Raw genomic sequence first — 10374 nt, forward strand, 5'->3', positions numbered from 1 at the left:
AGGATCAGGCGCCGGCGACCGCCGCGAGCACCTGGAAGTGCTCGACGATCGGTCCCAGGGCGAGGGCGGGCAGGAACTGCAAACCGCCGAGGATGAGGATCACGCCGATCAGCAGGCCGATGAACAGGCCGTTGTCGGTGGGCAGGGTGCCGGTGGACGCCGCCAGCTTGGGCTTGACCACCAGGCTGCCGGCGATGGCCAGGACGGCGACGGCCGGAACGAACCGCCCGAACAACATGCCCAGGCCCAGGGTCGTGTTCCACCAGGGGGCGTTTGCGGTCAGTCCCGCGAAGGCCGAGCCGTTGTTCGCCGCCGCCGAGGTGTAGGCGTACAGGATCTCGGACAGACCGTGCGGCCCGTCGTTCAGCAACCCTTCCAGCGCTGTGGGGAACACCGCGCTGACGGCCGAGAAGCCCAGGATGGCCAGCGGCAGAACCAGCACTGCGATCATGGCGAACTGAATCTCGCGCGCCTCGATCTTCTTGCCCAGATATTCCGGTGTCCGACCGACCATCAGGCCCGCGACGAAGACCGACAGCAGGGCCATCACCACCATGATGGCGATGCCCGACCCGATCCCGCCCGGCAGGATCTCGCCCAGCTGCATCAGGAACATCTGCAAGGCCCCGCCCAGCGGCATATAGCTGGCGTGCATCGAGTTGACCGAACCGTTCGAGGCGCCGGTCGTCACGACCGACCAGACGGTCGAGGCCGGCGCCCCGAAGCGGACCTCCTTGCCCTCCATGTTCGCCGACGCATCGACGTGGGCGGCGACCAGGGCCGGGGCCGGCTGGGTCTCGATCACATACATGGCCGCGCTGGAGACGCTCAGGATGATCAGGGCCGACGCGACCAGGGCGCGGATGTCGCGCCCTGCCATGGCCGAACGGCCGAAGGCGAAGAAGGCGGCCCAGCCCATGACGTTGATCGCCACGGCGGTGATCAGATTGGTCAGAGGCGAAGGGTTCTCGAATGGATGGGCGCCGTTGACGTTGAACACGCCGCCGCCGTTGATGCCCAACTGCTTGATCGCCACCTGGCTGGCCGCCGGGAACAACGGCAGGGTCTGGGACCCGCCCTCGACCGTCGTCGCATGGACGTTGGCGGTCAGGCTCTGGACGATGCCCAGGCCGGACAGCACCACGGCCAACACGAAGGCGGCCGGCAGCAGAACATACAGGGTGGTGCGGGTCAGGTCGGCCCAGAAATTGCCGACCCCCTCGCCGCGATTGGCGATGAAGGCGCGCGCCAGTGCGGCGGCGATGGTTGCGCCGGTCGCGGCCGAGACGAAGTTCTGAACCGTCAGGCCGACCATCTGGGTGAAGGTCGACAGGGTCGTCTCGCCGCCATAGCTCTGCCAGTTGGTGTTGGTGACGAAGCTGACGGCGGTGTTGAAGGCCAGGTGTGGCGACACGCCGGCGAAGCCTTGCGGGTTCATCGGCAGCACGCCTTGCAGACGCAGGATGGCGTACAGCAGGACAAAGCCCGCCGCGTTGAAGGCCAGCAGGGCTCCGGCATAGCCCAGCCAGCCTTGGCTGCGCTTCGGATCGACCCCGGCCGCCCGATAGAAGACGGCCTCGACCGGTTTCAGCACCGGATCCAGCCAGGTCCGCTCGCCGTTCCAGACGCGCGACATATAAACGCCGATGGGCCAGCCGAGCAGTACGGCCAGCCCAAGGGTCAGGGCGATCTCGCCCCATCCTTGAATGTTCATGATTTCAGTCCCGGTTCTTCAGAACCGCTCGGGCCGCAGCAGAGCCGCGACCATGTAAACGGCGACGACGACCGCCCCCGCGCCCCAGAGCATGGCGATCATCGTCACACCCGTCTCAACGCTGCGGCCAGCGCGGCGAAGGCGATGAACGCCCCGGCCCCGACCGCCAGAAAAACAACATCGGCCATGCCGGCCTCCTCAGCTCAAATCAGAGCCGGGAGGGACCATGGAGGGGCGTAAAGGCGCGATGTGAATCCCGGCGTTCGGCGTAATGAAATCATAATGCGAAAGGGAAGACGTGCGTCCTCATCACCGCAAGCAGCGCCGTTCATGAGCCGAAAGGCGATTGCGGGGCAGGAGTGGGAGCCAATCGAAACATCGACGCACTGGCCGCCTGTCCTGAACTCAGCCCTGTGTGTTCGCCGCTGATCGATCGCTTTCGATCAGCCGGTCACGCACATCGGCGGGGGCGGCTTCGGCCCAGCTAAGGAGCTTGTCGAGAACCGGGCAGAGGGACTGTCCCCATTCGGTCAGATGATATTCCACCTTGGGCGGGACCTGGGGGTGGACGATGCGGGCCACGACTCCATCGGCTTCAAGCTGTCGAAGCTGCTGGATCAGCATCTTCTGCGACACGCCGGGAATAGCTTTTTCGAGTTCGGAGAACCGCCGCACGTTCGACCCGAACAGCTGGAACAGGATCACCAGCTTCCAGCGTCCTTCGAGGACACGGATGACATTCTGCGCGCTCAAGGCCGCAGTCTGGGGGGTGTAGTCGAAGGGCTTACCTTCAGGTGCGTACCTAACTTTTTCGTCGGTTCTTGCCATTGTGGGAGCGTACTTGCAGTTTGGATCGAACGCAAGAATCCGAACGGGAGACCCAATGATCGCCGACCTTCCCAAACCCATCGCTGACTATGTCGCGGCCAATGCGCGCCTCGACCTTGCCGGCATGCTGCAGCCCTTTGCGCCTGACGCTGTCGTGAAGGACGACGGCGGGCGCCATCAGGGCCATGCGGCGCTCCGACGGTGGATGCTCGAGGCCACGATCGCGAGCAAGGCGATTTTCAAGCCGGATACGATGCGCCACGACGGGGACCAGGTCGTCCTGGAGGGACCCACGGCCGGCGACTTCAAGGGCAGCCCCCTTCGGTTCACGCTTCGCTTCACTCTGGGCGACGACGCCATCCGCGCGCTCGAGATCTCGCTGTGACGATGCGCCCCGATCCCACAGAGTTCGAAGGTCGACGGATTCTCGTCACCGCCGGCACCAAGGGCGCCGGCCGCGCGACCGTCCAGCGTTTTCTCGCCGGCGGCGCCCGGGTGATCACAGCCGCGCGGGCGGCCCCCGAGACCTCGACCGGCGCTGAGTTCGTCCAGGCCGATCTCATGACGCTGGAAGGGTGCGAGGCCTTGGCCCAGGCCGCGATGGACCGGTTTGGCGGCGTTGATGTTCTGGTGCATGTCGTCGGCGGCTCGTCGGCGCCGGCTGGAGGCTTCGCCGCCCTGACCGACGCGCATTGGCGCACCGAACTTGATCTGAACCTGATGCCTGCGGTTCGCCTGGATCGCCTGCTGGCGCCGCAGATGATCGGGCGGGGATCCGGCGCCATCATCCACGTCTCGTCTATCCAGCGGACATTGCCTTTACCGGAATCCACCACCGCCTACGCCGCCGCCAAAGCGGCCCTGTCCACCTACAGCAAGGCCCTGTCCAAGGAACTGGGGCCCAGGGGCGTGCGGGTCAATGTGGTGTCGCCCGGCTGGATATCCACGGAAGCCTCGGACGCCTTGCTGGAACGGATCACCGCAGGCTCGGGCGGGACGTTGGAAGATGCGCGGCAAAGCGTCCTGAACGCGCTCGGCGGGATCCCCCTGGGGCGGGCGGCGAAACCGGAGGAGGTCGCCGAGTTGATCGCATTCCTCGCCTCCGACCGCGCCGCAGCCATTCACGGCGGCGAGTATGTGATCGATGGGGGCACGATTCCTACCGTCTAGGCGGAGATGAGGATCGAGGGACGATGGGGCGCCGCGCGCCGGAAACGGTTGCCGGCGCCCGGCCTCTTCTTCGAGCGGGCTCAGGTCTTCGACGCCGATACGTCGCCAGAGAACATGGCTCTGGATATTCTGCCGCTGTCGCCACGGGAAGCCGGGCTCTGCGGCGTCGGCGTGTCGCCGTAAGATGAGACGCCGCTCCCGCCTTTCGCGGGCGCGGCCCGGCGCGTCGTATCAGGACAGCGTCCAGGCCCCTCTGTCGAAGCGAACCGACACGCCGTGCAGCCGCCCCAGCGCCTTGGCGAAGGCCGCCGTGTCGCCGGCCTCGAAGACCCCGTCGATCTCCAGAGCGTTCAGCGACGGGTTCAGGATGCGCAGCGGCGCGTTGCTGTATCGGTTCATCTCGACGACCGCCGCACGCAGCGACGTGCGGTCGAAGCTGATGCGGCCCTGGCGCCAGTCGTCGATACGGCCGCCCTGTGCGGCGGAGACCGGGCCGGGGTCTCCGGCCGATGACAGACGTACGGCCTGTCCGGCGCGAAGGTGAAGGCGCGCTTGCGAAGGCTCCGCCGCCGGTCCCACAGCCACGCCGCCCTGCAGCAGATCGACGTCGGTGAAGGTCGCATGGCGGTACACGTTGAACCGCGTGCCGGTGACGCGGATGCGCGCCGCGTGGCTGAGGACGTCGAAGGGGGCGTCATCCTGATGCGCCACCGCGAAGAAGGCTTCTCCCGATTCCAGCACGACCTCGCGCTCACGCCCGGCGAACCGCGCCGATATGCGGCTGGCCGTGTTCAGAGTGACCTGGGAGCCGTCTGGCAAGGCGATCGTGCGGCGCTCGCCGACCTCGGTCTCGTAGATCACGGGTTGTTGGCGCCAGAGGAAGACGCCGCCCAGGGCCACGCCGGCGGCCAGGGTTCCGCCCGCGATCCAGGCGCGGCGGTTCACGACACGGCCTGTCGCCGCCCGGCCGTCGTCCGCAACGAAATCGGCGGCTTCCATCTGGCCCAGCGCGTCCCAGACCGCCTGGATCTCGCTCGACCCGGCGTCCGAGGCGCGCCCGCCCTGCTCTTCGCGCAGGCGTTCAGCCACGAAGGCCTCGGCTTCGGCGTCACGCACAGGGGGGCGAAATGGAATTACTGTTCGAACCATCCGCAATCCTTAAGCTTGTGCCGGCAACGGGCAAGTGCGTCGGCCAGCAGGCGCTGGGTCGTCCGCAGCGGGATGCGCTGGCGTTCGGCGATCTCGACCAGGGTCAGACCCTCTACACGATGCATCATCAGCACCATCCGCTGATCGCGCGTCAGCGAAGCGATGGCGCGGCGCAGCAGGTCGGCGTTCTGCTGCCAGCGCACCTCGTCGAAAGGGGAAGGGGCGTCGTGGGCCAGATCGTCAGACACCTCGACATGGCGGTCGCCGCCGCGTCCGAGCCGTCGCCGACGCAGGTCGCGCGCCACGCTGTCGGCGGTCTTGAAGACATAGGTGGCGTTGAAATCGGGCGGAGGAACCCGGCCCGCCAGCCGCGTGAGCCGCAGATAGATGTCCTGCAAGGCGTCCTCGACATCGGCGGGCGCGAGGAAGCGACGCAGGTACAGACGCAGTCGCGCGTCAAACCGCTGCATCAGCTCGGCCATGATCGCGACCGCCGGATCGGCGGGCTTTCGTGAAGCTGTCATCGATGGGGCGACGCCGTCAAACATCCGAACTCGCTAGCCTGTACCTCAAGAGACGCAGCGCCGTCGACAGGCCGCCAAATCCGTGGGCCGCGAATGTCATCAATTCATTGCAGCCGCCCCATAGAAGCCTCGCAGTCGCGGGGTTCATCACGGATCGTCCCACATGGGCTGTGGCGGACGTCACGCTTTCCTACGGTCTGTCGGCGGAGCGGTTCTGGCTGTCGCGATCCTGCCGTCGTCGGTGTCGGCGGCCGGGCGGGCTCCGGTCTTCGATGTTCCCGCCCAGCCGCTGGCTGCGGCGTTGCGGGCCCTGGCGCGCCAGGGACGCGTCCAGATCCTGTTTCCGGCGGAACGGCTTGAGGGGCGACGGAGCCGCGCCGTCGTCGGGCGGTTCGAGACGGCGCGCGCTTTCGACCTGGCCTTGGCCGACGCGGGTTTTGCGGCGCGTCGGGTGGACAGCCGAACCTTCGTCATCGTCGCCCGGCCCCGGTTGTCGCCGCCGCCCCCGATAGAGGCTCCGACTGCGGACCTGGAGCCCATACAGGTGTGGGGGCGCCGTCCGGAGCCCGGCGAGATCGCCCGTCGCCTGGCGACTGATCTGGATGCGCCGACGTCGGTGCGCAGCCTTTCGCGCGAGGACATGGAGCGCGGCGGGGCGCAGAACCTGTCGGAAGCCCTGGGCGACCTGCCGGGCATGACGGTGATCAACACCGGGCGGTCCTTTATCGGCGGCATCGACTCGGCCTCGCGCGGCGAGGGTCTGTACGCCGCCTATCGCGGCCTGAACGCCGAATACAATCTCAGCATGATCAACGGCGTGTCGGTGGCCCAGGGTCTGCCCTATTCGCGCGGGGTCCAACTGAACCTGCTGCCGCCGGACGCCTTCCAGACCGTGGTGGTGCACAAGACCGGGCGCGCGGATCTGGACGGTGATTTCATTGGCGCCGCCCTGGACTTCCAGACGCCCGGACCGACGGATCTGTCGCGATCGCCCTGGACCGCCGTCACCGTCGGCGGTCGGGTCGAGACGCGGGCGCGGGACTATGGCGAATCCGGTCTGGGCGAGACGATCCGGGTCGAACACGGCCGCCGTTTCGGCGCCGCAGGACAGTTCGGCCTCTATCTGGCCGCCGCCCACGAAGACCGCAGCTTCGTCAATTCGGAACTGGCCGGGGTGATGGCGGCCCAGAACGACCGGGGCTGGGCCTATGGGGTTTCAGGCTCTGCGGCCGGCGGGGCGCCCGACGCCGAAAATCCGCAGGAGGGGCTGGTTCAGACAAGCCTGAACGTGGGCGTCTCCAGCGGGCGCAGTCGCCTGCAGAACTACGCCCTGGCGCTGGATTGGCGCGCGGCTCCCGGTCTGGACCTGCGGCTGAACGCCACCCACGCCCAGGCCCGCACCGAGCAGAATTCCACCTTCAGCCAGGTCGTCAGCGGGGCCCAGTCCTGGATCGACGACGGATCGGGCGTCTATCGCCTGTCGGTCCGGGATCTGTCGACGCGGGTCTGGTACGAGACCAATCCGGACAATGTCTCCCTGTCGACGCTCAGTCTGAAGGCCGATGCGGTCTCCGGCCGCTGGCGATTGACGCCCTATCTGTTCGCCAGCCGCGGCGAGAGCGCCCGCCCCGACCATCTGGAGGCCTCGGCGTGGATCAACCAGAACGATGGGTACAACGTTGGGCAGACCCCGCGCGCCTTCGGCGGGGTGACGGTGCAGTATCGCGACGGCCTGCCGGTGCCCCAGTGGCCGCAGAGCGTGTTCGACGATCTGAACCAGGCGGGATCGGTGCTGGTGGCGCGTCGCGCCGGCCAGCGCACCGAACAGTTCAGCGAACAGATGCGATACGGCGGCGGCTTCGACCTGAGCTTCACGCCGATGCAGGGGCCGTGGCGCAACCTTCGGATCGGCGCCAAACTGGGGCGGAGCGACCGGGACCTGACGGACCGGAACTGGACCAACGCCTTCTTCGGCGACATCTATCAGACCGCCGGTCTGACCTGGGAGGCGCTGGGGATCGCCAAGGGGACCTACGCCGAGGTCTTTCCCGGCCTCTACGACTGGTCGATCCCCCGGATCGATCACGACCGGCTCGAGGCCCTGTTCGAGGCCAACCGCACGACCGAGAGTTTCGACACTTGCGGCGCCCTGTACGTCAACAACCTCAACTGCAACAGCCAGTCGGGGCGCGAGATCGTTCAGGCCGTCTACGTCATGGCCACGCATGCGACCGGAGCCTGGGAGACGCAGTTCGGCCTGCGCCAAGAAAGGGCACGCATCGTCAACCGGTTCTGGGTTCTGCCCGATGCGAGCGAGGGCGAAACGCCCGGCGACTGGGCCGCCAACCGCAGCCGCTACGACATGCTTCTGCCCAGTCTGAACCTGTCCTACCGCCCCAATGATCGGGGCGTCTGGCGGGCGCGGCGAGACCTGGCCCGTGATCGTCATCACCGGTCACGCCGAGGTCCCTCTGGCGGTTCAGCTGATGAAGGCGGGCGTCGTCGACTTCATCGAAAAACCCTTCGACCCGAACCGTATTCTCGAGGCCGTGCGCGGCTGTCTGTCCGCCCTGGAGCGCCAGGAGGTCGAGAGCGAGGCGCGCGAGGAGGCGACGTCCCGCCTGGCCAGTCTGACGCCGCGCGAACGTCAGGTGTTCGAGGCCCTGATCGACGGCAAGTCGAACAAGGAAATCGCCATCAGCCTCAGCATCAGCCCCCGAACGGTCGAGATCTTCCGCGCCAAGGTGATGCAGAAGATGCAGGCCACCAGCCTGTCCATGCTGGTGCGGATGGGGCTGCGCTGCGCCGAAGTCTGAAAAGGCCCTTGAGCCGCACGGCGATCATCGCCACCTTGCAGGGGTCATGAGCGACCGGTCCGCAGGCCTCGCCCCTTCCCGCGTCACGGCGGTGCTGGGGCCCACCAACACCGGCAAGACCCATCTGGCGGTCGAGCGGATGCTGGGTCACGCCTCGGGCATGATCGGCCTGCCGCTGCGGCTGCTGGCGCGCGAAATCTATGAGCGTATCGTCAAACAGCGGGGGGCGGCCGCCGTCGCCCTGATCACGGGCGAGGAAAAGATCGTCCCGCCGCGCCCGCACTATTTCGTCTGCACCGTCGAGGCCATGCCGCTGGAGCGGTCGGTGGAATTCTTGGCCATCGACGAGATCCAGCTGGTCGCCGACCCCGAGCGCGGCCACGTCTTCACCCAGCGGCTGCTGCACGCGCGCGGCCGGTTCGAGACCATGTTCCTGGGCGCCGGGACCATGGAGCCCCTGATCCGCCGTCTGGTCCCGGACGTCGAGATCGTAACCCGCGACCGGCTGTCCACCCTGTCCTACGCCGGGTCCAAGAAGCTGACCCGCCTGCCCCGCCGCAGCGCCATCGTCGCCTTCTCGACCGAGCGGGTCTACGCCATCGCCGAACTGATCCGGCGCCAGAGGGGCGGGGCGGCCGTGGTCATGGGCTCGCTCAGCCCGCGCACCCGCAACGCCCAGGTCGCCCTTTACCAGTCGGGCGAGGTGGACTTCCTGGTCGCCACCGACGCCATCGGCATGGGGCTGAACATGGACGTGGACCATGTCGCCTTCGCCGGCTTGCGCAAGTTCGACGGACGGCGGACCCGCTGGCTGCACGCCCACGAGATCGGCCAGATCGCCGGCCGCGCCGGCCGCCATCTGCGCGACGGGACGTTCGGCGTCACGGCCGAGGCCGAGGATCTGGACGCCGATCTGGTGGAACAGGTGGTCGAGCACCGGTTCGATCCGGTCGAGGCGGCGGAATGGCGTAACGCCAGACTGGACTTCGACACCCTGCCCGACCTGCTGCGCTCCCTGACGGTCACGCCCCAGCGCAGCGGCCTCAGCCTGACGGCCGAAGCCCTGGACGAGACCCTGCTGCGCCGCCTGATCAAGGACGAGGAAGTGGCCCGCGTCGGCCGTTCGCGCGGCGCCGTCATGCGGCTGTGGGAAGCCTGCCAGCTGCCCGACTTCCAGAAGACGACGCTGGACGAGCACGCCCGCCTGGCCAGGGACGTCTTCCACGCCCTGACCGGCAAGCGGGGCCGGCTGACCGACGACTGGATGGGGCCGCGCTTCGCCTTCGTGGATCGCGACGACGGCCAGATCGACCAGCTGTCGGCCCGGCTTTCGGCCGTCCGCACCCTGTCCTACATCGCCAACCGCCCCGACTGGGTTCACGACGCGCAAGGCTGGCGCGACAGGACCCGTGCGCTGGAGGACCGCCTGTCCGACGTCCTGCACGAGCGCCTGACCGCCCGGTTCGTCGATCGCCGCACCACCGCCCTGATGCGCGCCCTGAACGTCCGCGAGGATACGTTCGCGGGCGTCGCCGACGACGGCGAGGTGACGGTCGAGGGCCAGGTGGTGGGCCAGCTTGAAGGCGTTCGGTTCCAGATGGAGAAGGGCGCCTCCGCCCTGGAGGACCGCACCCTGCGCCAGGCGGCGGTCCGCGCCGTCACGCCCGAGATCAACCGCCGCCTGGGCCGTCTGGCCGCCGAGACCGACGAGGCCTTCGCCGTCACGCCGGACGGGGCGGTCCTTTGGCGCGGCGTCCTGACCGCCCAGATCCAGTCCACGCCGACCGGCGCCGATCCCTTCTCGCCCTCCGTCCGCCTGCTGGGCGAACTGGGTCCGACGCCCGCCCGCGAGCGCGCCAAGCGTCGGATCGAGGCCTGGCTGGCGTTCGAGGCCGGCCGCGCCCTGCGCGACCTGCGCCGCCTGCGTCAGGCGGTCGAGTCCGGCGCGCTCAAGGGTCTGCCCCGCGGCATCGCCTTCCGCCTGATCGAGGCCGGCGGCCTGATCGACCGGCGCGACGTCGAACGCGACCTGGCCGCCCTCAGCCAGGTCGAGCGCCGCACGCTGAAAGGCTTCGCCATCCGCGTCGGGGTTCATTCCGTCTGGCTGCCCGGCCTGCAGAAGCCCCGCGCCCGCCATTTCGCCCAGGCCTTCCTGGACGCCCCCCTGATTCCC

General features: G+C 68.2%; 9 protein-coding genes and 1 pseudogene. 5 read left to right on the top strand and 5 right to left on the bottom strand.

Going from position 1 to position 10374, the window contains the following annotated elements:
- Positions 1–4 precede the first annotated feature (4 nt).
- The 3 genes from kdpA to ER13_RS07280 form a co-directional block, all read right to left on the bottom strand.
- Positions 5–1714: a potassium-transporting ATPase subunit KdpA gene (gene kdpA / locus ER13_RS07275; protein ID WP_035307982.1), complete on the bottom strand. Its 1710-nt coding sequence runs from the start codon at positions 1712–1714 to the stop codon at positions 5–7.
- Between the two features lie 18 nt (positions 1715–1732).
- Complete coding sequence (locus ER13_RS17935; protein WP_081836166.1) at positions 1733–1816, bottom strand: potassium-transporting ATPase subunit F; 84 nt, start codon at positions 1814–1816, stop codon at positions 1733–1735.
- A gap of 303 nt (positions 1817–2119) precedes the next feature.
- A complete protein-coding gene (locus tag ER13_RS07280; RefSeq protein ID WP_035307985.1) occupies positions 2120–2542 on the bottom strand; it encodes a helix-turn-helix domain-containing protein in 423 nt (140 codons plus the stop codon).
- 55 nt (positions 2543–2597) lie between these two features.
- On the opposite strand from ER13_RS07280, the gene ER13_RS07285 reads away from it, so the two are divergent.
- Complete coding sequence (locus ER13_RS07285) at positions 2598–2927, top strand: nuclear transport factor 2 family protein (protein WP_035307987.1); 330 nt, start codon at positions 2598–2600, stop codon at positions 2925–2927.
- Between the two features lie 2 nt (positions 2928–2929).
- Positions 2930–3712, top strand: coding sequence for an SDR family oxidoreductase (locus ER13_RS07290; protein WP_008260281.1), 783 nt, complete (start codon positions 2930–2932; stop codon positions 3710–3712).
- A gap of 231 nt (positions 3713–3943) precedes the next feature.
- Here ER13_RS07290 and ER13_RS07295 read toward each other — a convergent pair whose 3' ends face one another.
- Both ER13_RS07295 and ER13_RS07300 read right to left on the bottom strand, forming a co-directional pair.
- A complete protein-coding gene (locus ER13_RS07295; protein WP_008260877.1) occupies positions 3944–4828 on the bottom strand; it encodes a FecR family protein in 885 nt (294 codons plus the stop codon).
- Between the two features lie 17 nt (positions 4829–4845).
- Positions 4846–5385 (bottom strand): RNA polymerase sigma factor, encoded by a 540-nt coding sequence (locus ER13_RS07300; RefSeq protein ID WP_035308000.1) that lies wholly within the window; start codon positions 5383–5385, stop codon positions 4846–4848.
- Between the two features lie 163 nt (positions 5386–5548).
- Between ER13_RS07300 and ER13_RS19195 the strand changes: the two are divergent.
- The 3 genes and pseudogenes from ER13_RS19195 to ER13_RS07310 all read left to right on the top strand — a co-directional run.
- Positions 5549–6292, top strand: a pseudogene (locus ER13_RS19195) (TonB-dependent receptor plug domain-containing protein); the annotation flags it as partial.
- Positions 6293–7871: 1579 nt separating this feature from the next.
- Positions 7872–8201 carry a response regulator transcription factor gene (locus ER13_RS19235; protein WP_304412777.1) on the top strand — a complete coding sequence of 110 codons (330 nt, stop codon included), beginning with the start codon at positions 7872–7874 and terminating at the stop codon, positions 8199–8201.
- Between the two features lie 46 nt (positions 8202–8247).
- Positions 8248–10374, top strand: a 2127-nt coding sequence (locus ER13_RS07310) for a helicase-related protein (RefSeq protein ID WP_035307994.1), incomplete at its 3' end; no start/stop codon positions are given.

The organism is Brevundimonas sp. EAKA, assembly GCF_000698025.1.
GTDB lineage: Bacteria > Pseudomonadota > Alphaproteobacteria > Caulobacterales > Caulobacteraceae > Brevundimonas > Brevundimonas mediterranea_A.